General features: G+C 67.2%; 27 protein-coding genes and 1 riboswitch. Of the genes, 11 read left to right on the forward strand and 16 right to left on the reverse strand.

Going from position 1 to position 22,681, the window contains the following annotated elements; all coding sequences use genetic code 11:
• Positions 1 to 5: 5 nt before the first annotated feature.
• On the forward strand, positions 6 to 218 hold the full coding sequence (locus BST10_RS18895) for a type II toxin-antitoxin system VapB family antitoxin (protein ID WP_013827510.1): 213 nt from the start codon (positions 6 to 8) through the stop codon (positions 216 to 218).
• Positions 215 to 619 carry a type II toxin-antitoxin system VapC family toxin gene (gene vapC / locus BST10_RS18900; RefSeq protein ID WP_083039877.1) on the forward strand — a complete coding sequence of 135 codons (405 nt, stop codon included), beginning with the start codon at positions 215 to 217 and terminating at the stop codon, positions 617 to 619. Before BST10_RS18895 ends, vapC begins: the two co-directional genes overlap by 4 nt.
• A gap of 6 nt (positions 620 to 625) precedes the next feature.
• Here vapC and BST10_RS18905 read toward each other — a convergent pair whose 3' ends face one another.
• From BST10_RS18905 to BST10_RS18920, 4 genes are all read right to left on the reverse strand, one after another.
• On the reverse strand, positions 626 to 1,792 hold the full coding sequence (locus BST10_RS18905) for an FAD-binding domain (RefSeq protein WP_083039880.1): 1,167 nt from the start codon (positions 1,790 to 1,792) through the stop codon (positions 626 to 628).
• A 4-nt stretch (positions 1,793 to 1,796) separates the two neighbouring features.
• Positions 1,797 to 4,163, reverse strand: coding sequence for a lysylphosphatidylglycerol synthase transmembrane domain-containing protein (locus BST10_RS18910; RefSeq protein WP_083039942.1), 2,367 nt, complete (start codon positions 4,161 to 4,163; stop codon positions 1,797 to 1,799).
• A gap of 355 nt (positions 4,164 to 4,518) precedes the next feature.
• A complete protein-coding gene (locus tag BST10_RS18915) occupies positions 4,519 to 5,394 on the reverse strand; it encodes an oxidoreductase (RefSeq protein WP_083039884.1) in 876 nt (291 codons plus the stop codon).
• 21 nt (positions 5,395 to 5,415) lie between these two features.
• Positions 5,416 to 6,081, reverse strand: a complete 666-nt coding sequence (locus BST10_RS18920; protein WP_083039886.1) for an ankyrin repeat domain-containing protein — start codon at positions 6,079 to 6,081, stop codon at positions 5,416 to 5,418.
• A 57-nt stretch (positions 6,082 to 6,138) separates the two neighbouring features.
• On the opposite strand from BST10_RS18920, the gene BST10_RS18925 reads away from it, so the two are divergent.
• Positions 6,139 to 6,342 carry a hypothetical protein gene (locus BST10_RS18925; protein ID WP_083039888.1) on the forward strand — a complete coding sequence of 68 codons (204 nt, stop codon included), beginning with the start codon at positions 6,139 to 6,141 and terminating at the stop codon, positions 6,340 to 6,342.
• 107 nt (positions 6,343 to 6,449) lie between these two features.
• The gene (locus BST10_RS18930; protein WP_083039891.1) at positions 6,450 to 7,229 is read left to right on the forward strand and encodes a hypothetical protein; all 780 of its coding nucleotides are present in this window, start codon (positions 6,450 to 6,452) and stop codon (positions 7,227 to 7,229) included.
• Here BST10_RS18930 and BST10_RS18935 read toward each other — a convergent pair whose 3' ends face one another.
• The 9 genes from BST10_RS18935 to BST10_RS18975 form a co-directional block, all read right to left on the reverse strand.
• Positions 7,230 to 7,577, reverse strand: a complete 348-nt coding sequence (locus BST10_RS18935; protein WP_083039894.1) for a hypothetical protein — start codon at positions 7,575 to 7,577, stop codon at positions 7,230 to 7,232.
• 13 nt (positions 7,578 to 7,590) lie between these two features.
• Positions 7,591 to 7,884: a hypothetical protein gene (locus BST10_RS18940; protein ID WP_019736080.1), complete on the reverse strand. Its 294-nt coding sequence runs from the start codon at positions 7,882 to 7,884 to the stop codon at positions 7,591 to 7,593.
• 35 nt (positions 7,885 to 7,919) lie between these two features.
• Positions 7,920 to 8,555 (reverse strand): DUF4226 domain-containing protein, encoded by a 636-nt coding sequence (locus BST10_RS18945; RefSeq protein WP_083039898.1) that lies wholly within the window; start codon positions 8,553 to 8,555, stop codon positions 7,920 to 7,922.
• Positions 8,556 to 8,685: 130 nt separating this feature from the next.
• A complete protein-coding gene (locus tag BST10_RS18950) occupies positions 8,686 to 8,988 on the reverse strand; it encodes a hypothetical protein (RefSeq protein WP_083039902.1) in 303 nt (100 codons plus the stop codon).
• Positions 8,985 to 9,338: a hypothetical protein gene (locus BST10_RS18955; protein ID WP_083039905.1), complete on the reverse strand. Its 354-nt coding sequence runs from the start codon at positions 9,336 to 9,338 to the stop codon at positions 8,985 to 8,987. Before BST10_RS18955 ends, BST10_RS18950 begins: the two co-directional genes overlap by 4 nt.
• A 19-nt stretch (positions 9,339 to 9,357) precedes the next feature.
• Positions 9,358 to 10,638, reverse strand: coding sequence for a DUF4226 domain-containing protein (locus BST10_RS18960; protein ID WP_083039910.1), 1,281 nt, complete (start codon positions 10,636 to 10,638; stop codon positions 9,358 to 9,360).
• Positions 10,639 to 10,768: 130 nt separating this feature from the next.
• Positions 10,769 to 11,071 carry a hypothetical protein gene (locus BST10_RS18965; RefSeq protein WP_083039902.1) on the reverse strand — a complete coding sequence of 101 codons (303 nt, stop codon included), beginning with the start codon at positions 11,069 to 11,071 and terminating at the stop codon, positions 10,769 to 10,771.
• Entirely contained in the window at positions 11,068 to 11,421 is a 354-nt protein-coding gene (locus BST10_RS18970) for a hypothetical protein (RefSeq protein ID WP_083039905.1), read from the reverse strand. Before BST10_RS18970 ends, BST10_RS18965 begins: the two co-directional genes overlap by 4 nt.
• A gap of 495 nt (positions 11,422 to 11,916) precedes the next feature.
• Entirely contained in the window at positions 11,917 to 12,693 is a 777-nt protein-coding gene (locus BST10_RS18975; RefSeq protein ID WP_170306911.1) for an acyl-CoA thioesterase, read from the reverse strand.
• Between the two features lie 139 nt (positions 12,694 to 12,832).
• Here BST10_RS18975 and BST10_RS18980 point away from each other — a divergent pair, with 139 nt between their 5' ends.
• Together BST10_RS18980 and BST10_RS18985 are read left to right on the forward strand one after the other, a co-directional pair.
• Positions 12,833 to 13,084: a ribbon-helix-helix domain-containing protein gene (locus tag BST10_RS18980; protein WP_019736076.1), complete on the forward strand. Its 252-nt coding sequence runs from the start codon at positions 12,833 to 12,835 to the stop codon at positions 13,082 to 13,084.
• Positions 13,081 to 13,512: a type II toxin-antitoxin system VapC family toxin gene (locus tag BST10_RS18985; protein ID WP_019736075.1), complete on the forward strand. Its 432-nt coding sequence runs from the start codon at positions 13,081 to 13,083 to the stop codon at positions 13,510 to 13,512. The genes BST10_RS18980 and BST10_RS18985 overlap by 4 nt, the downstream gene beginning before the upstream one ends.
• 198 nt (positions 13,513 to 13,710) lie before the next feature.
• Here the strand turns inward: BST10_RS18985 and BST10_RS18990 are convergent, their stop codons facing one another.
• On the reverse strand, positions 13,711 to 14,550 hold the full coding sequence (locus BST10_RS18990; RefSeq protein WP_083039917.1) for a class I SAM-dependent methyltransferase: 840 nt from the start codon (positions 14,548 to 14,550) through the stop codon (positions 13,711 to 13,713).
• 41 nt (positions 14,551 to 14,591) lie between these two features.
• Between BST10_RS18990 and BST10_RS18995 the strand changes: the two genes are divergently transcribed.
• Entirely contained in the window at positions 14,592 to 15,368 is a 777-nt protein-coding gene (locus tag BST10_RS18995; RefSeq protein ID WP_083039920.1) for a thioesterase family protein, read from the forward strand.
• Positions 15,369 to 15,383: 15 nt separating this feature from the next.
• On the opposite strand, the gene BST10_RS19000 is transcribed toward BST10_RS18995, so the two are convergent.
• Positions 15,384 to 15,746 carry a DoxX family protein gene (locus BST10_RS19000; RefSeq protein WP_013827530.1) on the reverse strand — a complete coding sequence of 121 codons (363 nt, stop codon included), beginning with the start codon at positions 15,744 to 15,746 and terminating at the stop codon, positions 15,384 to 15,386.
• A 312-nt stretch (positions 15,747 to 16,058) separates the two neighbouring features.
• On the opposite strand from BST10_RS19000, the gene BST10_RS19005 reads away from it, so the two are divergent.
• Both BST10_RS19005 and BST10_RS19015 read left to right on the forward strand, forming a co-directional pair.
• Complete coding sequence (locus BST10_RS19005) at positions 16,059 to 16,475, forward strand: hypothetical protein (RefSeq protein WP_083039923.1); 417 nt, start codon at positions 16,059 to 16,061, stop codon at positions 16,473 to 16,475.
• A gap of 81 nt (positions 16,476 to 16,556) precedes the next feature.
• Positions 16,557 to 16,670, forward strand: a riboswitch (SAM riboswitch).
• Positions 16,671 to 17,407: 737 nt separating this feature from the next.
• Positions 17,408 to 18,835, forward strand: a complete 1,428-nt coding sequence (locus BST10_RS19015) for a protein adenylyltransferase SelO (protein WP_083039926.1) — start codon at positions 17,408 to 17,410, stop codon at positions 18,833 to 18,835.
• Positions 18,836 to 18,838: 3 nt separating this feature from the next.
• Here BST10_RS19015 and BST10_RS19020 read toward each other — a convergent pair whose 3' ends face one another.
• Positions 18,839 to 19,618 carry a chymotrypsin family serine protease gene (locus BST10_RS19020; protein WP_083039928.1) on the reverse strand — a complete coding sequence of 260 codons (780 nt, stop codon included), beginning with the start codon at positions 19,616 to 19,618 and terminating at the stop codon, positions 18,839 to 18,841.
• A 507-nt stretch (positions 19,619 to 20,125) separates the two neighbouring features.
• Between BST10_RS19020 and BST10_RS19025 the strand changes: the two genes are divergently transcribed.
• Both BST10_RS19025 and BST10_RS19030 read left to right on the forward strand, forming a co-directional pair.
• On the forward strand, positions 20,126 to 20,593 hold the full coding sequence (locus BST10_RS19025; protein ID WP_083039931.1) for a hypothetical protein: 468 nt from the start codon (positions 20,126 to 20,128) through the stop codon (positions 20,591 to 20,593).
• 107 nt (positions 20,594 to 20,700) lie between these two features.
• A complete protein-coding gene (locus tag BST10_RS19030) occupies positions 20,701 to 22,620 on the forward strand; it encodes a DUF4011 domain-containing protein (protein ID WP_133054450.1) in 1,920 nt (639 codons plus the stop codon).
• Positions 22,621 to 22,681 lie beyond the last annotated feature (61 nt).

Consider the following 22,681-nt stretch of genomic DNA (forward strand, 5'->3'; position numbering starts at 1 on the left):
GGTGTATGGCACGCACCAATATCGAAATCGATGACGAACTCACCGCTGAGGTGATGCGTCGCTTCGGCGTGACCACCAAGAAGGCGGCTGTTGACCTCGCGTTACGCCGTCTCGTCGGCGCGCCCTTGACCCGGGAGTTTCTGCTGGGCCTCGAGGGCATCGGGTGGGCGGGTGACCTCGATGAGTTGCGCAGCGAACAACCCGGCGAACTCGGATGATTCTGGTCGACACCTCGGTATGGATCGAATACTTCCGGGCAACCGGGTCGGCGGCAGCGCTGGAAGTGCGGCGGCTGCTCTCCGAAGAACCCGATCAAGTAGTGACCTGCGAGCCGATCGCGATGGAGATCTTGGCTGGCGCAAGCAACGAGCAGACCTACCGAATGCTTGAGCGGCTGGTCACCGGGTTGTCTTCGCTGGGGGTCGAGACGGCCACCGATTTTCGGTCGGCCGCGGGCATCTACCGTGCTGCCAGAAGCACCGGCCAGACGATTCGCAGCATCAACGACTGCCTTATCGCCGCGGTCGCGCTGCGCCATCATGCCCGGGTCGTGCACCGCGACGCCGACTTCGAGGTCATCGAGGGGATAACCGGCCTGATGACCACATCGCTGCGCTGACCGGGATCAGATCGGATAGTCGGGCAGGTCGAAGTCGTCGCGCACCGAACCGGCGAGCAGCCGCGTGAGCAGCCGCAGGTTCATCGCCCGGATCGCCAGGTTGCGAAACCACAGCCCGAAACGCGTTCGGGTGGCGAAGAACCCGAGAAACTCCGTCGCGCCGGCCTGTTTGGCCTCGATGAACGGCCGCATCCGATCCTCGTAGGCGGCGAACGCGCGCCGGTGATCGCCGCCGGCCCGGTGCAACTCACCGGCCAGGACGTAGGCCTCGGTGATCGCCAGGCCGGTGCCCTCACCGCCGAGCAGTGAGATGCACCCGGCGGCATCGCCGGCCAACAGCACCCGTCCCCGCGTCCAGCACGGCATCCGGACCTGGCTGACCACGTCGAAGTACAGCTCATCGACGGCGTCGACCGCGGACAGCAGCTGCGGACACTCCCAGCCGGCATCGGCGAACCGTTGGTGCAGTACGGCTTTCGGATCAGCGGGGAGCCCGGGCGACGGGTCCCGGAATACGAACAGCGCCAGGGTCCGGTTGTCGCGCAGCGCGACGCGGGACACCTGCCGGCCCGGCACCGCGTAGCTCACGTACGCCAGTTCGTCACGGGGACGGTAGCCGTCGACGACGGCGGCGGCTACTTTGCAGCCCAGGTAGTGCTCGAACTCGGCGTCCGGGCCGAACACCAGCCGGCGCACATTGGAGTGCAGGCCGTCGGCGCCGATCAGCAGGTCGAACTCGCGTGGAGCGGCGTGGGTGAAGGACACCCGGACGCCGTCGTCGTATTCGTCGACGGCGGTGATGCTTTCGTCGTAGATCATCTCGACGTGATCGGCGATGGTGGCGTGAATGGTAGCGGCCAGGTCGCCGCGGGGCAGGCTGGTGAAGCCGTCGCCAAGCAGATCGCGAAAGGCGTTGGCGTCCAGCGCCGCCACGGTGCGCCCGTCCGCGGCCACCGATCGCACGGACTCGATCTGGTAGCCCTGGTCGAGCAGCTGCGCCTCGATGCCCATGCGCTGGGCGACGGTGTAGCCGACGCCCCAGAAGTCGATCATGTAGCCGCCGGCGCGAAACGCCGGCGCCTGCTCGATCACGGTCGGGGTGTGCCCGGTGCGGTGCAGCCAGTACGCCAGCGCCGTTCCTGCGACGCCCGCACCGCTTATCGCGACCCGCATGCGCTCAGATCATCTCGTTGGCCGTCAGCCAGCGCATCACCGGCCAGCCCACGAACACCGGCAGCCAGCAGGTCAGCACCCGGTAGAGCAGCACCGATGGGACGGCCAGCGCGGCGGGCACCCCGAACGCGGCCAGCCCACCGATCAGGGCGGCTTCCACCGCGCCCACCCCGCCGGGTGTCGGCGCCGCCGAGGCCAGGGTGCCGCCGACCATGGTCACCACCGTGACGGTTACGAACGAGGTGTTGCCGCCGAAGGCTTCCACGCTGGCCCACAAGGCCAGTGCCGCACCGAGAGTGGTGCCGGCGGCGCCCAGCACGATCAACGCCAGCCGCTTGGGTTCGCGGGCCAGCTCCATCAGGTCACTGCTGACCTCGCTGAGGCGCGGGCGCAGCGCCGTCGTCAACCACCGGCGCAGGTTGGGCACCAGCAGGAAGGTGCCGGCCAGGCCCAGTGCCACACCGGCGATCAGGTACAGCATGGTGGCGCTGGGCACGAAGTGGGACAGGTCGGCGCGGGCGCCGGCGGCGGTGGTGAAGACGACCAGCAGGATCACGTGCACGATCACCTGCACCGACTGCTGCAACGCCACCGCGGCGGTGGCGCGCAGCGTACTCAGCCCGCCCTTGACCAGGAACCGGGTGCTCAACGCCAGCCCGCCCACCCCGGCCGGGGTGGTGGTCGCGGCAAACGTGTTGGCCACCTGCATGATCGCCAGATCGCGGAATCGGACCGAGCCGTTGGTACACGCCCACAGCGCGCCCGCCGCGCCGACGTAGGTCAGCGACGACACGATCAGCCCGACGAGCGCCCACGACCAGTTCGCGTTCCGCAGTTGGGAGAAGAACGTCGGGACCTGGCTGATGAACGGGTAGGCGACGTAGACCAGCCCGACCAGCAGCACCAGCTGGATCAGCTGGCTGCGGGTCAAGCGGGTGATCGTCTTGGTTTGGATCTCCTGAGTATTGGTCTGGCGCTTGACCTCTTCGCGGGCGGCGGCCATCACCGCGCCGGCGTCGGGAACCGCCTTGCGGAGCCGGGCCGGCACCGCCGATTTGGTGAGGCGCCGTGAGGCGGCCAGCACCGCGGTGCGGCCGAAATGCTCGATCGCGGCGCCTACCGCCGCGGCCGCGTCGTACAGCGACGACGTGGTCACCAGCAGCTGGGCGATATCGGATTGCAGCTGGGCGTCGGTGGCGCCGTACTCGGCGTTGCCGAAACCGCCGAACAGTACGGTGCCGTGCTCGACCGTCATCTCCTTGCTGCGCAGGTCGCCGTGGGAGATCTGTTGATCATGCAGCCGGCGCAGCGACTCCCAGGCTTTGCCCACCGGGGTCTGGGTGGTGCAGTCGGCCAGCGGAGTGCCGCGCGGCGGGGTGTGCGCATAGAGCGTCCAGCCGCGGTCGAGGGCGGCCAGCGCGACGATGTCGGCGTTGGCGACGCCGGTCTCGCCGATGGCGATCGCCATCAGTGCACGGTGCTCGACGGCGCGATGCAGCGAGGCGTGCAGTGGCGCGGTCTCGGTGGTGCGCAGCCGGAACTTGCGCCACAGTTGGCGCACCGCGCCGCCGCTGCGCTGGTTGGGGCCGTACAACTCGATCAGCGCCGGGTGCTTGCCGGCGGTGGAGAGCACCAGCGGGCCGCGGCCGGCCGGGCGGAGGACCGTCAGTTCGGTGACGGTGCAGCCGCGGCGGGCCAGGCTGCGCACCGCGCCGTCCAGCGGGACCTCGAGTGCGGGAGTGCCGACGATCAGGATCACCAGCGCCCCGACAAACCAACCGACGGCCAGGCCGAGCAGCGAGCGGGCCGGCACGATGGCGCTGACCACCAGGTGGATCGGCACGAACGCCAGCAGCAGCGCCCACCACCAGCGCCGCCAGCGCGCCGGCAGCCACGGCCCGGAGACGGTGAGCATCGCGGCGAGCATGGCGATCCAGCGTGGGTCGTCGAGGAACTGGGCCAGCGTGGTCGCCAGCCGTTCGGACAGGTCGAAGTGCCAACTGGGCGCGGCCAGGCCGGTGCTGCGAATCGACAGCGACGCCACCGCGAGCAGCCCGGCGATCGCATAGGCCGCCAGCAGTTTCCACTGCCGGGAGACGACCAGGCCGATCAGGATGGCAAACGGCAACGCCACGATGGCGATGCCGTAGGCCAGATAGACCTGGTTGGCGTGGGTGGGGGAGAGCACCCCGATGATCTGGGACACCGAGCGTTCCAGCGTCACCCATTCGTAGCGGGTGACCAGCGAGCTGGTGATGACCGTCGCGAGGAACAAGGCCGCCAGCACCAGACGCAGAATGTCGTTGGTGCGTCGGGTCAGCGGCTGCAGCAGGTTGCCGGTGACGGCGACGTCGCGCCCCTCAACTCGCATGATCACTTTCGGTCCGTCTGGTGCCGCAGATTGCGGCTCGCCACAACTTAACCGGTGAGCTGGGGTGGAGGGCTAATTTGTCTGCCGCCTCGCCGCCAGGTGATCGGAGCGGAGTCCCGTGCGTCACTCCCGTCACCGTGGGGAAGTGGCATGAGGTGTGCCCACCTCTGAGCGACAACAGAGATTATGTCGACTCGTGAGCACCGGCGTCGGCACCGCGTTGCCCGACCCGACGCCAGCTGTCGCTCGAAGGCGGGCAACACTCACATACCCCCGGCGCCGTGACGGCTGTTGCTGTTGAGGCGACGATGTGCTGTGCCCCCGGCGGCGACGGGTCCCAGCGGGGCGCGCCGGGTCACACCGGGTAGCTGACCCCGGTCATCTTCTCCGACTCCTCCCACAGCCGCCGCCACAGCTGCTGGTCCTGCGACAGCTTGTTCGACGGGCATGGCCCCATCGGGCCGCGCGACTGGTTGAGCTTCGTCGGCCCCCAGTAGGCGTCCGGGTCGGCGTCGGCGACGGTGGCGGCGAACACGATCGACTCGGCGGCCCGCTCGGGGCGCTGGCCCAGCACCGCCAGACCGTACTTGGTGACCAAGCCGGGCAGCGTCTTGTCGTTGTCGAACAACTCGGTGGCCGACACGCCGGGGTGTACCGCGTAGGAGCGCAGCGGCGAGCCGGCCGCGCGCAGTCGGCGCAGCAGCTCGCGGGCGAACATCAGGTTGGCCAGCTTGGACTGCGCATAGGCCAGGTTGCGCTGGTAGAACCGGTTCTCGTAGTTGAGGTCGTCGATCCAGAACTTCGGGGTCTGCTTGTGCGCGATGCTCGATACCGTCACCACCCGGTCGCCGATGCGGTCCAGCAGCAGGCCGGTCAGCGCGAAGTGCCCGAGGTGATTGACGCCGAACTGCATCTCGAACCCGTCGGCCGTCCGTTTCAGCGGGATGTTCATGATCCCGGCGTTGTTGACCAGCACGTCGAAGCCGCCCTGCTGGGCGGCGAAGTCGCGTACCGACTCCAGGCTGCCCAGATCCAGTGCCGCCACCGTCACGTCGCCGTCGATGCCGTCGGCGATCTGCTGGGCCTTGGCGGTGTTGCGGCAGGCCATCACCACGGTGGCGCCGTTGGCGGCCAGGGTGCGGGTGACGACCTCACCCAGGCCGCCGTTGGCACCGGTGACTACAAAGGTGCGGCCGTGCTGATCCGGGGTGTCCGCGAGTGTGAAAGCCATGGCCGTCACGCTACGCGACGGTCAGGCGATGCCTTCGGTGGTCAGCACCGCACCCCGCTGGGTGATCACCCGCGTCTGCCCGGCGGCCACCGTCTCCAGGTAGCCGCACCGCAGCGTCACCTGGACACCGCCGGGCAGGCCGGGGATCGCACAGTGCAGCGCGGCGGCGGGCGCTTCGTGCAGCACCGCGACCGGCGGATAGCGCAGCGCCCGGCGCAGGTCCTGGTCGGTGTAGCCGTCCAGCAGGCCCGCGGTGCGGATGGTGCCGTCGATCGCCCACTCCAGGTTGGCGTCGAGGGTGCGGATCAGCTCGGCGGTCAGCGGCGACCGCGGCGGGGTGAGCTGGGCGAGCAGTGCCGCTGAGCCCCCGGCATCCTCGGCCACGTCGCGCGCCGTCCAGCCCCGGGCGTCGCGCAGGCCGCGCAGCGCACCGCGCTCCAGCAGTGCGGCAACGACTTCGGTCGGTGCGCCGTGCCGAGCGGCCTGGTGCAGCGGGGTGAGCCAGGCCGCGGTGCCGGGCCGCCACTGGTTGACGCTGAGCGCGGGGATGGCGTCCAGCAGATCGAACAGTGCCGGCCAGTCACCGGCCTCGGCCGCATCGGCCAGCCGGTGCCCGGCGGTGATGGCTTCCTCCGGAAGCAGCGAGAGTTCCAACACGCCGGGCCAATCTAAAGGTGGTTCGTCCATGACTCGAAATTAGCCAAGGGGTCCGACAATAACTGTCGATCGATCGGCAGACGAGAGTTGTCGGTACCCGTCGATAGCCTGACGTCGCTGGATGCCGTCGTCGCCCGCTGGGATGGGTGGGCGCAGACTGCCGAGGACGTCGGCGTGCACCTGATCCAGCTGGTCGACAAGCATCACCGCCCGGAACGGCGCCGCTCCGCGGTACGCACCGAGTTGCGTGCCGTTGCCCGCGAGTGGAACGCCGGGGACCGGGAAGAGTGAGCGGCTACACCCCCGGGTAGCCGGCCGCCAGAACTTGTCGGTGGTCGCCGATAGATTCTTTTCACCAGCACTTCCCCACGGGGGCTTGAGATATCGGGAGGTCAGCAATGTCGCAGTCGGCAGTCGACCGCGTTGTCCTGCTCGGGGACAACGACACCACGGCCCACCGCGCCGAGCTGGCCAGGGACGCCGCCAAACAGCACTGCATCATCGTCGAGGCGTTCGGTTTCGAGGAGGGCGAGGCCGGCGGCACCGATGACCTGACCGAAATCGACGCCGTGGTCGCCGCGCTGGGTCGCGCGATCGCCGGGCGGATGGACGTCTGGGTGCCGTTCCCAGGCCCGGACTTCATTCGGGAACAGCACCTGCGGCGGCTGAGCCTGGTGTTGCAGCGTCACGGCCTGAACGTGCGGTTGACCCGGGGGCTGTACCCGGCGCCGACCGACGGCGGCATGAACGAGATCGACTTCGCGCTGCGGCGCGAGGTTCAAGCCGTCGACAGCCTGGATCAGGCGGCGCTGGCCGCCGAGGGTGCCAAGAGCCTCGGGCGGGAGATCGAGATGGCGCTGGTCAAGGCCGACGGCCGACAGTCGGTGCGGCGCACGACCGACGGGGGCCGGGCGAACATGCACCCGGTGCCGCCGATGCTGCCGTCGCCGGCGGTGCCGTGGCCGGAGCGCAAGCGTCAGGTCAAGCGGTATGCGGGCTGGCTGGTGCACGGCTGCGGTGTCACCCAGGCGGCCACCGCGCGGGTGCTCAACTCCGCGGGGCAGCGTACCCCGACCGGCCGGGAGTGGAAGCCCGGTACGGTGTCGAAGCTGCTGGCCGGCAAGTACGACGACCCGAGGCGGCCCGGTGACTTCAGGCCAGATGCCGTCGCCGGGTGATCATCCGGGATACACGATCGGCACGAAGATCAGGGCGTAGACCAATCCACTGATCAAGACGGCCAGGCCGCACCCGCCGATCGCCAAGCCCATACCGCGGCGACGAGGCGAGTCGGTGCCCAGCAATGTCGCGCCGATCAGCAACGAGGCCACGGTCGTCAGTAGGGCCGCGACCGCTATCAGGATGGGAACCCCGATGTGGTCGACGGCCGGAGTTTGTCCCAGCAGCCAACCGATACCGAACCAGACCGCCAAGATCGGCTGCACGACGACCGGTGATGATCGGGTGGCGATCCGCCAAACATCGCTGTCCTGCACCCGGATTCGACTGAACACCGTGTTGGGCATGCCTGAGTGCCTTTCAGTGCAGTAGCAAGTAGATCAAGCCGGCCGGGATGAGCGTGATCGCGATCGTCAACGGTGTCGCGAGGTAGCCCGCAAGGATCCCCCGGCCGGCCTGCCCGATCTCATCGGGCAGCTGGCTCATGAACAGCCCTATCGGCACCACAACGGCCGTGGCGATTGCGAAGAAGAACAGGTTGGCGATCCACAACGGCAGCCACACCCAGGTGGCGGTCTCGACGATCACGATGGTCGCCAGCGCGGCGACCAAGCTCCGCGGGCCGTAGCGGTCTGTCGGGGTCGGGGCGGTCATGGGTAGAAGTTATCCCTTCGGGAGCGGCTCGAGGCTCAGCCGAGTTGTCCGGATGTCGAGGAGACCGACGGCGGCGCGTACACCGGTCCGAAATCGGTGGCGGCGTCGCCGAACGGGGCGAACGCGGAGCTGCCGACACCGACCTCGTGATGGCCCGGCAGGTTGCCGGCGTCGTACTTGATGCGTACCGAGCCGTCCGGCGCCTGCGCAATACTGCCCTGCGGGACACCGACTTTCACCCTCCCGGGGCCACCGCTGTCGTTGAGCTCGACGGACGGATTCTGGCGCATCACCACGATGCCGTTGTCATAGTCGATGTAGGTGGTGACCTTGGTGTCCTCGGGATCGAAGTTCGGGTTGGGGCCCCGGTCGTTGCCGGCGTCATGTGAGCCCAAGCGGTTGACCCACGGCTGCTCAATCCATTGCGACGCACGCACCACCCCCTGCCCGGCGGGGGTGTCCAACGCCAGGGCTTGCTGATTGGCCAGTGCCTCGCGGATCTCGGCCTCGATGCCGTCGAGTCGTCGGCGCCCGCGCAGCGCCACCTGCGCCGCACCGCGCAGCGTCGCGACGAACGCCCGGTCCAGTTGTGTCGTGGTGTGCAGCCGGGTGGCCAGCGCGGCCTCGCGCTCTCGCGCGGCATCGGCGTGGGCACCGAGTTCCTCGGGCATGTTTTCCGACGCTAGTTCAACCGTGCCGATCGCGGTATTCACCCGGCTGACAGCGGCCGGCCATGGAATCCCGGCACGGCGTCGAAGCTGCTCACCGGACAATACGATGATCCGCGGCGCGCCGGGGACTTCAGGCCAGACGCAGTAGCTGGATGATCACCACCGGCGGGATGACGGCCAGTGCGATGGTCAGCGGGGTGGCGAGATAGCCGATCAGCATGCCGCGGCCGACCTGTGCAGTTTTGATGCCACCGCTCTGGGACATGAAGAAGCCGGTCGGCACCACGATGGCGGTAGCGATGCCGAAAACGTACAAGTCCGCGATCCAGTACGGAAACCATATCCAGGTCGCGGTCTCGACGATCGCAATGGTCGCCAACGCGGCGATGAAACTGTGCGGGCCGTAGCGGACTTCGGTGTCCGGGCTGGTCATGCGCCGCCCTCGAACCACGGCAGGAAAATCAGCACGTAGAACAATCCGCTGATGAAGGTCACTACGGCAGATCCGCAGACAGCCAGACCGACACCGCGTCGATACGGTGACTCCGCGCGCAACAACACCGCCCCGATCACCAGAGCTGCGACGGTCGGCACGATGAAAGCTGCCGTGGCCAGCCAGCGAAACGTTGTGCCATAGGAGAGTGGGCTGCCACTCAGCCACAGCCAGCCGATGCCGATTAGCGCCGCGAGGACGGCTTGGACGACCAGCGGTGCTGACCGGGTGGCGGTGCGCCAGAAGGCGGGGTCGCCATCGCGGACACGGGCCAGAATTGCACTGGGCATGCATGGCTCCTTTTGATGATCAGGCGGGGACACCGCCGGGTCTGCCCGACGGTGAAGGTACTGCTGGTGGTGCCACGGTGGGTCCGAAATCCGTGGCAGGCAGGGGAGATCGGACGTCGAATCGTGGATTCCAGTTCCCGCCGTGGTCGAAGGGCGCGAACGCCTTGCCTCCGATGCCGACCTCGTGGTGGAACGGAAGGTTGAACAGGGGCCCGTTGGTGCTTCCGGCTTGAGCCGGGTCGATCAGAACGGTGCGGGTGCTGCCGCCGGGTAGGTCTTGGTAGACCTCCAAAGACGGGTAATCCGTTCGGGTGCCGTCGACATGCACGCCATCTGGACCGGGGGTGAAAACCAGGTCGCCGTTCACGCTCAATCGGTGGCTGCCTAGCGGGCCGCGCGGATCGGCGGAGACGCCCGGTGCGAGTGGGTTCGCGGCGTCGTACTTGATCCGCACCGATCCATCCGGGGCTTGCGTGACGCTGCCCTGGGGGACACCGACTTCCACGCGTACCGGAGCGCCGTCGATGTTGAGTTCGGCGGAGGGGTTCTGCCGCATCACCACGATCCCGTTGTCGTAGTCGATGTAGGTGGTGACCTTGGTGTCCTCGGGATCGAACCGCGGGTTCGGGCCCCGGTCGTTGCCGGCGTCATGTGAGCCCAAGCGGTTGACCCACGGCTGCTCAATCCACTGCGACGCGCGCACCACCCCCTGCCCGGGTACCGGATCGATCCTTGCCACGCGGATCTCGGAGTCCACGCCCTGGAACTTCGGGTCGTAGGTGGTCGGATCGAGGGCGGCAGCCGTCGTCCAATCGGAGGCCGAGACCGGGGCGCGGCCGAAGACCTGCTTGAAGGCGTCGATCTGATTGAGACGACGTTCGTCGGCTGAGGCGGGCGACCGCTTGAAGGTGTGATCGAAGGCCTTGACGCCTGGCGCGCGCGGCCCCTTGACGGTGTAGCCGCCGCCCAGGGACCGCACCGCCGCCGCACGGGCGTGGCTGTCGGCCACGGTGTCGGCGATCACGCGGTGGATGTCGCGGGTCTTGACGGTCAGGAACTGTTGAAACTGGCGGGCGCCGGCGGGGGTATCCAGCGCCAGGGCTTGCTGATTGGCCAGTGCCTCGCGGATCTCGGCCTCGATGCCGTCGAGTCGTCGGCGCCCGCGCAGCGCCACCTGCGCCGCACCGCGCAGCGTCGCGACGAACGCCCGGTCCAGTTGTGTCGTGGTGTGCAGCCGGGTGGCCAGCGCGGCCTCGCGCTCTCGCGCGGCATCGGCGTGGGCACCGAGTTCCTCGGGCATGTTTTCCGACGCTAGTTCAACCGTGCCGATCGCGGTATTCACCCGGCTGACAGCGGCCGGCCATGGAATCCCGGCACGGCGTCGAAGCTGCTCACCGGACAATACGATGATCCGCGGCGCGCCGGGGACTTCAGGCCAGACGCAGTAGCTGGATGATCACCACCGGCGGGATGACGGCCAGTGCGATGGTCAGCGGGGTGGCGAGATAGCCGATCAGCATGCCGCGGCCGACCTGTGCAGTTTTGATGCCACCGCTCTGGGACATGAAGAAGCCGGTCGGCACCACGATGGCGGTAGCGATGCCGAAAACGTACAAGTCCGCGATCCAGTACGGAAACCATATCCAGGTCGCGGTCTCGACGATCGCAATGGTCGCCAACGCGGCGATGAAACTGTGCGGGCCGTAGCGGACTTCGGTGTCCGGGCTGGTCATGCGCCGCCCTCGAACCACGGCAGGAAAATCAGCACGTAGAACAATCCGCTGATGAAGGTCACTACGGCAGATCCGCAGACAGCCAGACCGACACCGCGTCGATACGGTGACTCCGCGCGCAACAACACCGCCCCGATCACCAGAGCTGCGACGGTCGGCACGATGAAAGCTGCCGTGGCCAGCCAGCGAAACGTTGTGCCATAGGAGAGTGGGCTGCCACTCAGCCACAGCCAGCCGATGCCGATTAGCGCCGCGAGGACGGCTTGGACGACCAGCGGTGCTGACCGGGTGGCGGTGCGCCAGAAGGCGGGGTCGCCATCGCGGACACGGGCCAGAATTGCACTGGGCATGCATGGCTCCTTTTGATGATCAGGCGGGGACACCGCCGGGTCTGCCCGACGGTGAAGGTACTGCTGGTGGTGCCACGGTGGGTCCGAAATCCGTGGCAGGCAGGGGAGATCGGACGTCGAATCGTGGATTCCAGTTCCCGCCGTGGTCGAAGGGCGCGAACGCCTTGCCTCCGATGCCGACCTCGTGGTGGAACGGAAGGTTGAACAGGGGCCCGTTGGTGCTTCCGGCTTGAGCCGGGTCGATCAGAACGCTGCGGGTGCTGCCGCCGGGTAGGTCTTGGTAGACCTCCAAAGACGGGTAATCCGTTCGGGTGCCGTGGGTCGTAGGTGTGTGCATCCAAGGCGGCCCCCAGTCGTCCAATCGCTGGCCGAGACGGGGTCGCGGCCAAGGCGGCCTCGCGATCTCGCGCGGCATCGGCATGGGCACCGAGTTCCTCGGGCATACCCGGGGACGCTAGTTCAACCGTGCCGATCGCGGTATTCACCCGGCGACGCTCAGTCCTTGAAATACACCAGCTGATGGCTGCTGGTCAGCAGCACACCGTCGCGGGACCACAGGTGCGCGCTTTGGTCGAAGTAGCCGCGGGAGAAGCCGTTGGCGTGGGCGCTGCCCAGCACGAAATCGCCGCCCACGGTGTCGAGTTGCGCGGCGTCGGCGTGGAAATAGGTGGTCAGCGAGATGGTGCCGGCCGGGATGAAGCCGCCGCGGCGCAGGAACACCCGCGGGTAGAAGATGTCGGAGATCGCGGCCAGCGCGGCGAAGTCCAGCGGGCGTTGATCAACGTCGCGCGCCCACAACGTGGTGGTCGACGATCCGCTGGGCACCCCCTCGTCGGGAATCGGCCCTTCGGTGAAGCGCATGTCGTAGCGCTTGGCCCACACGATCGCCTCGATGAAGTCACCGCGCGGGAGATCCTCGGGCGCAGCGGTTTTCGGTGGACGGGCTTCGATGTCGGCCCAGGTGTCGCGGTGCCGGCCGAACACCGCGGTGGCGGTGGTCATGACCTCATCGCCCTGGCGTAGCTCCATGACCCAGTGCTGGTTGCTGCGGTTGGTGCGCGCAGCGCGCAGCGCGATGTCGAATTCGCCGTCGGCAATCGGCGCAGCGTAGTTGAGCGTCAGCGCCAGCGGGTCACCGATGCGGTCGGGGTGGGATTCGACGGCGCGCAGCAACACCGCCGCGGTGATCCCGCCGAACGGGCCGACCATGTTGGCCCACGCCGGTTCGGTGGCACCGCGCACGACGCCGGTGTCGACGTGGTCCAGGCGCATGGCGCGGTCGAAGGGGTGCGGGGTCACGGCGGTCCTTCCGATGGGACGGAACGATATCGGTCACGCTATCGCGAGCCTGCGGGCACCGCCCGTCGTCTACCGCGAGGAACGGTTAGCATGTGCATGCTAATGTATGTGCATGTCTCCTTTGGAGCATCGACTGCAGATCCTGCTCGACGATGAACGCCATCGCCGACTGACCGCGGCGGCGCGGGAGCGTGGCGTCTCGGTGGCCAGCGTGGTGCGCGAAGCCATCGATCGCGGCCTCGCAGGTCCCGTCGACCGCCGCAAATCCGCCGGTCAGCGCCTTCTCGACGCTCCTGACATGCCGGTTCCCGACCCCGCCGAACTCAAGCAGGAATTGGACGAACTGCGCGGACGCCGCGGATGATCGTGCTGGACACCACGGTGCTCGTCTATGCCAAGGGCGCCGACCACCGGTTCCGGGAGCCGTGCCGTGACTTGATCGCGGCGGTTGCCGCCGACCGCATTGAAGCGACCACTACCCCCGAAGTGATCCAGGAGTTCGTCCATATTCGTGCCCGCCGACGTGGCCGCAACGATGCCGCAACGCTAGGGCGCAGCTACGCCGAGCTGCTCGCGCCCCTGCTGACTGTCGCTGGCGACCACCTCGAGCGAGGATTGACGATGTTCGAGACGACCCCGAGTGTTGGTGCCTTTGATTCCGTGCTGGCTGCGGTCGCCAAATCTGCCGGGGCGGTACTGGTCTCGGCGGACGGTGCGTTCAGCGACCTCCCCGACATCACCCATGTAGTGCCCGACACCGCGGGCGTCGCCGGCCTGCTCGGCGACAATTGATCTCGCCGGGTTTCTCCGATTTTGATCGATGGAGTGACTCGTCCCTGGGTGTAGCACGGCTCTTGCCGTGGAGGTGCTCGCCGAGCCGTATCGGGAACGCGGCGGCCTGGCCGACTACGCCGCTCCGCCGCCGGAATTCGGCGACTACCGGACGTTCTGCGGGGACCTGACGCGCGGTTCACGCTGAGGTCGAGCTGCTCAGCCCGGATTGGTCGCGGTCACCACCCAGGTGTGCCCGGGGAACTTCAGAACCCCGTCGACGCGGTGCCGGCGCAGCTCGTCGCGCAGGTTGTCGACGACGGCGGCCCAGCCGTCCTCGCCGAGCCGGGCGGGCAGTTCGGTGCGGGCCTGCTGCCCGGTGCGGTTGGACAGGATCATCGTCAGGCGTTCCTCGACGCCGTCGCTGCCGTCGATGCTGAAGTCACAAACCCCGTCGAACGCCGCCAGCTCGACGTCGGCCCAGCCGGCGTCGGCCAGGATGGTCCGCACCCGCTCGGCGTTGCCGAAGGCCAGCGGGCCCGGCTCGGTGGGATCGGCCGCGGCGGGCGGTGATTCGAGCTGCGCAGCCAGCATGTCGACGCCGACGGAGAACATCGGATTGTCGCCCTCACGCCAGCACACGAACGCCAGCCGGGCGCCCGGAGCGGCCGCGCGGCGGATATTGATGAACGCCGCCACCGGGTCGTCGAAGAACATCACCCCGAACCGCGAGATGACCCGGTCGAAGACCGGCCCGCCCAGATCCATGATCTGGGCGTCCCCGAGCACCACGGTGGCCTCCGGTACCCGCCGCCGCGCCGCAACCACCATCGGCTGCGAGATATCGACCCCCACGGGCACCGCCCCGATCCCCGCCGCCCGCTGCAGCAACGTGCCTGAGCCACAACCGATGTCGAGCACCCGGGCGTCGGATCCGATATCGGCGGCCTGGAGCACCGCGTCAGCGAACGGCGCCAGCGCCGCTTCGAAGATCGCCGCGTGATCGACCCAGTCCACCCCTTGAGTCGCCCAGGACTGCTGCTGTTCCTCATTGGCCATGGACCTCAGCGTAGGGTGCGGGGCGGTTTAGCCTGATAGCCGTGGATGGCGAGGCGTTTTATACCCAGACCGGCCCCGGACAGTTCGACAGCTCACCGCTGACCGGCGGGCCGTGGAGCGCCGCGAGCCAGCACGGCGGGCCGCCGTCGGCGCTGCTGGCCCGCGAGATGGAGCGCTACCAGCCCCGCGACGGGCACCGGCTGGGGCGAGTCAGTATCGACATCCTGACTCCGGTGCCGGTGGCACCGCTGCGCATCGCGGTGGAGGAGATCCGCACCGGCAAACGGGTGCAGCTGCTGCAAGCGACCGCCCAGGCCGACGGGCGCACGGTGCTGATCGGGCGGGCCTGGCGGATCGCGGCGGCCTCGGCGGACTTTCCGGCCGATGCCCCCGATCCCGCACCGGGCGGGGCCGAGCCCACCGCGCAGACGTTCACCTTTCCCGACGGATGGCATGCCGGCGGATACCTGTCGGCGATCGACTGGTGTTTTCTGGACGGCGGTTTCGCCGGGTACGGCCCGGCCCGGGCCTGGGCGCGCCCGCACGTGGCGCTGGTCGCCGGCGAGGCGATGACGCCCTGGCAGCGGGTGCTGACAGTGGGGGATTCCGGCAGCGGGATCAGCGCCTGCGCACCACCGGCCGAGCACCCGGCGATCAACTGCGACTTCACCGTGGTGTTGCACCGAGATCCGGTGGGGCACTGGGTCGGAATGGACTCGCGCACCCTGGTCACGCCCGGGCAGGGGGCGTTCACCCAGACGACGGTCTTCGATCCCGCCGGGCCGGCGGGCCTGGCGACGCAGACGCTGGTGGTCTGAGCTTTCCGGCACTGATCAGAGCAGGTGGCCGACGATGACGAAGGCCGCCAACCCGAACATCGTCGCGTTGACCAGAACGCTCCACGGCTCATGCAGCCGCGAATGTGCCCAGGCGGCGCCGATCATCACCACGCACAACCCCAGCGCGGCCAGCGGCGTCAACACCGTCCCGATCCCGGTCAGCCCCGGCGCCACGAGTCCGACCGCCGCCAGCAGCTCCATCGCCGCGGTGAAGCGCACCACCGGCATCGGAAACATCGCCACCCCGGTCTGGCCGGTGGCGATCAAGCGATCGCGCGCCATGGTCAGTTTGGCGGCCCCCGACGCGGCGAATACCGCGGCCAAGGTCAGTTGGGCGGCCCACAGTGCAGTGTTCATGGTTTCGGTCCTTCCCGTATGAGGTGTCTCTACGTAGGACGGACGGAGCCTGCCGTGTGTGACGATCCGGCGGTGTCACATTCGGTGCCGCGGGATCGTCTACAAGGCATGAGCGACTACCAGAGCCCGGTTGGGTTGTCCCAGCATCGCCGCGGCGCGCGGACACGCGTATGGCGCGGGCCCGCAGCTCGCGCTGGCCCGCGATTTCCGTATCTTTTCCCGCCACGCCCGGGCCGCGGTGGCCGAGCAGGCCTGCTGTCTGGCATCCGCTGAATTCGGCACACTATATGGAAAGAAGCGGGGGTGACTGAGATGACCGACAACCTGCCCTACATCGACGAGCACACGGTACGGGTGGATGCGCCGCGGCGGGCCGTGTGGCATGGATTGCGGTGGTACGTGGAGTCCCTGCTGCGCGGCGCCGAGCGCAACCCCCTTGTCGCACTGCTCGGCCCGCAACCGCGGGCCGGCTTCGACGTGGCAGAGAGCGTCGAGGAACAGCGGCTGAGTTTGACGGGGCGGCACCGCTTCTCGCGGTATCGGCTGCACTTCGAGCTGAGCGACGCGCCGGGTGGTGGCACCTGCGTGCACGCCCGGTCCTACGCGGCTTTTCCTGGGCTGCACGGGAGTGTGTATCGGGCATTGGTGATCGGGACGCGCTTACACGTTGTCGCGACGAATGACATGCTGCATGGGATACGGGCGGCGGTGGTCGGGAAGTCCCGTTGACCTGGATCGGTCAGTTCACTCCTGACCGACGCCACCGCCGCAGGATCGCCGACGTCGGTGTGCTCCGCTATGCTCGACACAGCTCACGAGTGGACGGCCGTTCGGGTACCTGGCCCGTCGTCCCGGCAACCGCGCCACCACCGCACGGTGCCCCAGGGGAAGAGCCGGCGCGCGATCAGCGCGCAAGGGGTGGATGCCCGGGTGCGGCACCGCCGGGAAGGCGATATGTCCGAACTGGACTGGGATCTGTTGCGAAAGTTGGTGGCCGAGTTCGGAGTCACCTGTCGAAAGCGAGGCGGACGTGAAGTATGTCCGGCCTGCGTACCGTGACCGGCTCGGCCGCCTCAGCGATGCCGAGTTGCTGGCCTACGCCAGGCGCAAGTACGGGAACCCGTACCTGACCCTGGTTGCGGCAAAAGAGATGCACAAGATTCAGCACCAATACCTGCATCTCGGGGTAGCTGCTGCGCAGCGGCAGGTTGAGGTGCGAGCGGAGAGGCGTCGACAACTACGCGCCAGGCTGTGGCCTGCGAATCCGAGTGAGGCCCAATGACCGCCGAGCGGGGCTGGATCGGCGAACCTCAGCCGCAACGGGATTGGAACAGATCGATTGCGTCAGCGCGTGCCGACAAAATCCGTGCGGCGCAAGAGCAGCGGCGGCGCGAGATCTTGCAGCAGGTAGCCGCAGGCGAGGGGCGGCGAAAGCAAGCACTGGCGCGCGAGCCCGCCGGTGAACCGACCGTGTCGGTGCTTCCTGAAAGATCGACCCCGCGAACTACCATCAGCTCGGCGCAGCGCAGCGCGGGTAGCCCACGTCGCGATATCGCCACGGCTATCCGATCCATACCTCACACACCCTGACGGCGCAGGTACGGAAGTGGTGGATGTGGCACGAACCTGGACGGCGACCGATCTCCCCGTAGGCTGGCGGAGTGGCACCCCCGCTCCTGACCGCCGACTTCGCCCGCGAGTTCCCCGAGCTCGCGCAACCCTGGCAGGCCGCCACCCCGGCCGACCCGAAGCTGCTGGTACTCAACGAAAAGCTGGCTGCAGAACTCGGCCTCGACCCCGACTGGCTACGCAGCCCGGACGGCCTGAAGCTGTTGACCGGCACCAGCGTTCCCGACGGCGCCACCCCGGTCGCCCAGGCCTATGCCGGACACCAGTTCGGCAACTACGTCCCCCTGCTCGGCGACGGGCGCGCCCTGCTGCTCGGCGAGCTGGCCGGCGATCACCGCCGCGACATCCATCTCAAAGGCTCCGGGCGCACCCCGTTCGCCCGCGGCGGCGACGGGCTGGCCGTCGTCGGCCCGATGCTGCGCGAGTACCTGATCAGCGAAGCCATGCACGCCCTGGGTATTCCCACCACCCGCTCACTGGCTGTCGTCGCCACCGGGGCCCAAGTGCAACGTGAAACGCAGCTGCCCGGGGCGGTCCTTACCCGCATTGCCGCCAGCCACCTGCGGGTGGGCAGCTTCCAGCTCGTCGCCCAGCAGGCCCGTGCCACCGGTGATCTGGGGCTGCTGCGCCGGCTGGCCGAGCACGCCATCGCCCGGCATCACCCGCAGGTAGCGCAGGCCGAAAACCCTTACCTGGCACTGTTTGAAGCCGTGGTCGAGGCCCAGGCGTCGCTGGTGGCGCAGTGGATGCTGGTCGGTTTCATCCACGGGGTGATGAACACCGACAACATGACGATCTCCGGGGAGACCATCGACTACGGGCCGTGCGCGTTCATGGACGCCTACGACCCGGCGACCGTGTTCAGCTCCATCGACTACGCCGGGCGCTACGCCTACGGCAACCAGCCACTGGTCGCGCAGTGGAACCTGGCCCGCTTCGCCGAGACGCTGCTGCCGCTGCTGGCCGCCACCGAGGAGCTGGCACTGTCGACGGCGGTGGAGACCCTGGAAGGGTTCATGCCGCGCTATCACGGGCACTGGTCGGCCGGGATGCTGGCCAAATTCGGGCTGACCGGCAGCGTGGAAGCGGCCGCGCTGATCGATCAGACGCTGGCACTGATGAAAGACAACGCCGTCGACTACACCTCGTTCTTCCGGAACCTGGCGCGGGCAGGCCGCGGCGACACCGCTGCGCTGCCACCGGTCTTCGATGACTGGCTGGCACGCTGGCAGGCCCTGCAACCTGACGTCGACACGATGGATCGGGTCAACCCGGTCTACATTCCGCGCAATCACCTGGTGGAACAGGCATTGACCGCCGCGATGCGCGATGATCTCGTGCCGGTGCGCAAGCTGCTGGAGGTGCTGGCCGAGCCGTACGACGAGCGCAACGGCCTGGCCGACTACGCCGCCCCAGCACCGCCGGAATTCGGCGACTACCGGACGTTCTGCGGGACGTGAGCACTACGGTTCCGCGGTCACCAGCGTCAGCTCCCACGCGTTCAGCCACGGCTTGATCAGCTGCGCGACGGAGTAGATGTGCGGTCCGTCGCAGGTCGGCTCGGAGTAGTCGCCGTTGGACACCGCGGTGAAGATCCCGACCGCCTCGATCGCGCCGTCGGGCCGGATTCGGTAGACCGGCCCGCCGGAGTCGCCGCACTTGGCGGTCGCAGCGAACCGGATCTTGTTCTCCTCGCCGGCGACCACCGGCCCGCACATCGCGCCGCCGCTGCGGATCCCGAAATGGCAGACGGTTTCCCCGATTTCGACGCGCTCGGCCAGGCCGACCACCGGATGCCCGTCGATCTCGGAGGTCAACGGGATCTTGCCGGGACGGTCCAGGTCGATCAGTCCGATGTCGAAGTCGTTCCAGTCGTTGCCGTCGTAGATGGTTTCGGTGAAGGTGCCGACGACCGGATATTTGTAGAGCCCGCCGTGACGAATCGCCACCGCGGCGGGCCCGCCGGGCTTGTTGCAGTGCCCGGCGGATAGCAGCGCCGGCCGGTTGTCCTTGGTGTGCACCAGAAATCCTGTTGTGCAGCTGATGTTGTCGGAGCCGTCGGTGGGGGTGACGTTGATGCCGATGCCGGGTCCGATCGTTTTGGCCGCCGGTATCGGGATGGGGTTGCGCACCGGGTGGGCACGACTGGCCCAGATGGTGGCCACCAAGATCGCTGCGACGACGACCGCGATGGTCACTCGGGTGATCAGGGCGCTGAGGGGACGTTTGCGGGAGGCGGCCATGTCAGGTGTGCTCCCGGGATGGTGGTTGATGCACCGACTGTACTCAGGCCGCCTATTCGTGCATATACGTGTCTGGACGCATCGAACCGGGTATGCTGAACACTGCTAGCTGAATCGGTCGCATGGCCGGGGTAGGTTAGCCGTCAAGAGCCCCGCAAGGGGCCCCTTTCATTTGTAGGGAAAACGTATAGACCGTCGCCGCGCTGGGAGACTCGCGCGCTCCCGGCGGGCCGTCCAGGTAACCCGTCGGAATCGACGGACAAGCCGCCGGGACATGTCAAGAACATCCACGTCGGTTTGGCCAGGAGGTCTTTGCGGATGACGCTGGCGAAGATCCCGGAGGCGATCTGGGCTGCCGCGCGCATGTGAAGCTGGTAGATGTCCCGGGCGGTACCGACATGCTCGATGGGCTTGCGGTGGCTGTTCAGCGGCGCGCGGGATCGCGGCACAACCGCGATTTAGGGAGGACAATGGCGGTTAAGGGGGACGCTCGGGAAGGACGAAACGATGAGTACCTCGATTCAATCCCAAAACACCACTCGGATGTTCGCCCGGGTGGTCGGCCCGTTCTTGGCCGTTCTCTGCTTGACTGCTGCCGTGCAGGGCTCGGAGCTGTGGACGCGCCTCGCCGAGGTCGGCGACGATTGGCTCTGGTCGTGGGTGGCGGGCGCGTTCACCTTGCTGGCCGGCCTGGTGGTGATCGCCTTGCACCCGTACTGGCGCGGGGTGGCGGCGTTCAGCGTGTCCGCGCTGGGCTGGCTGACTGCGGTGAAGGGGTTCTTGCTGGTGGCGTTTCCGGCGACGGTCCTGTCGGTTCCGGCCGACTGGATGGGCGCGGTGAACCTGTGGCGGGTCGTGTACGTGGCGTTCGCGCTGCTGGGGCTGTATCTGACGTATGTCGGGTGGCGGCCGGTGGCGCGTGGGACGGCGCCGCGGGAGCACAGCGCGGAGCGGGATCTGCCGCGGGTGGCGTGACGCGTCTTGTTTTCCGTGACTCCGGGCGAAAGTGTCAGTGACCGGATCTAAGCTCGTCGATAGCGCCACCGATATCGTCGGTGAGATCTGTCCTCAAGGAGTTCACGGTGACCGATTCGGATCACGACACGCAGGCGAACCATGTGTCCAATGGCAGGCACGCCAGGTTCGAGTTCGCAGATTCCCAACTCTTGGACGAAGCTCCGCAGCCAATCGATCTCGACGCAACCACTAACTCGATTTCCCCGACGACGCAGGGCGGCGGCTTGGCGACTGTCCCCTCCGCGCTGGCACGGCAAGGCGAGGTCTCAGCCGCCCTCAAGTCATGGCGCGACGGACTTGTGGGTCTCACCCGACAAAGTGCGCTGATCAAGTTTCGTGCCTCGAAGACCTCGTCGCTGCTAATTGACGCACCACCTCCAGACCAAGCTCTCAACCTCTTGCAAACGGGGAAAGCGCAGTCAATACGTGGTGATCTTGCCCCGGAGTCCTTGGCTTCACCATCTGGCGAGTTCTACCATTCGCCTCGACCAGATGCTGAAGTCGCCGCGGTGGTCAGAAACCTGATGCGAAAGGCTTCAGCGGAATTCATTGATAGAGGCCTGTCGGTACTTTACCTTGCGTTCGGGATCCTAGATTGGTGCGACGTAGACGGTACGGAGATGGTGTCTCCGCTGCTCCTTGTCCCGGTGAAGTTGCTTCCTAATGGGCCAAAGTCAACGCCACTCATTACGGTCGGTGAAGATGACGCCGTACTGAATCCAGCGCTGGCGCTTCGGTTGAAAGAATTCGGGATTGACCTGCCCGCCATCGAGGAAATCGATAACCTGTCGGTTTCAGAGACGCTTACCGCGATACGGTCTGTGCTCGCAAACCATGACGCTTTCACCGGATGGACGCTACGCGAGACCACATACCTATCGACATTCTCCTTCACGAAGGAGGCCATGTTCAGGGATCTTCTGGATAACGAAGCCAGGATTCTCGAGCACCCCATCGTACGAGCCCTGGCAACATCCGATCCGTCGCAGCAATCGGCAGCATTTCAGTTTGATCGGCTTGAGGACGCCGATATTGACCGGGCTGCTCCTCCTGAACTCACGCCTCTCGTACTTGACGCAGATTCTTCCCAGCGGGCGGCAGTGGCTGCAGCTCTCGCAGGCAAGACGTTCGTCATGGATGGTCCACCAGGCACGGGCAAGTCGCAGACGATCGCGAACATGATTGGCGCACTCCTGCATGCGGGCAAAACCGTGCTATTCGTATCGGAAAAGATGGCGGCCCTTGAGGTCGTGCGAAATCGTCTTGCCTCGGTTGGACTCGGCTCATACTTGTTGGAACTGCACTCGCACAAGGCGAACCGCAAAGAAGTGGCAACCGAGCTACTCAACACACTCGACAACGTCGTGAAACCTCCTGTTGCGATGCCGGGTGCCACTCGGCTGGGCGTGAGGGACCGTCGCGACCAACTCAACCAATATGCGACCGCGATGAATGAGGTTCGCAAACCGCTTAACATGCCGCTACACAAGGTTTTGGGGTTGTGTGCGAATTTGGCTGCAGCGCCGATCGCGCCGGTACCCGAAACAGATCCGACTGGCTTGTCAGAGGCTGACTATGTCGGAATCCAGGAAACGCTCTCTAAACTGGTACGCGCGTGGCGGCCTGCGGTGCAGGGAAACTCCTTCCTTTGGCGTGAAGTCATTGACGACCAGTCTTTGGAAGTGCGCCTGTACCACGCAAAGTCCGCGCTTGAGGAGTTGCGCAGCACGGTTGCGCTCAACACCGAGCTGGTCGATGCTTTTTGTCTCACCAAACCGTCTGATGCGCCGCAGCTGCTGGCTCTTATCCAGCACCAGCATGGCCCGCGCCCCGCCGGGGTGATGGATCAGTGGCTCACCGCCGAAAGCACGGTGCCGCTGGATTCACTGCGGGCCGATCTAGGGCGTCAGCTTGCGCATTTGCGGGTTGCGGAGGAGGCCGTGGTCAAGGTCGGGGGCGTTGCATGGACTGAATCCCCCCGGTGAGTCCGGAGGCTCCACTTCTTGTGAAGGATGGAGTCATGTCAGAAGGTTCTCCGCGTAGGTA

The organism is Mycolicibacter algericus DSM 45454, assembly GCF_002086455.1.
In the GTDB taxonomy this organism is placed as follows: Bacteria; Actinomycetota; Actinomycetes; order Mycobacteriales; family Mycobacteriaceae; genus Mycobacterium; species Mycobacterium algericum.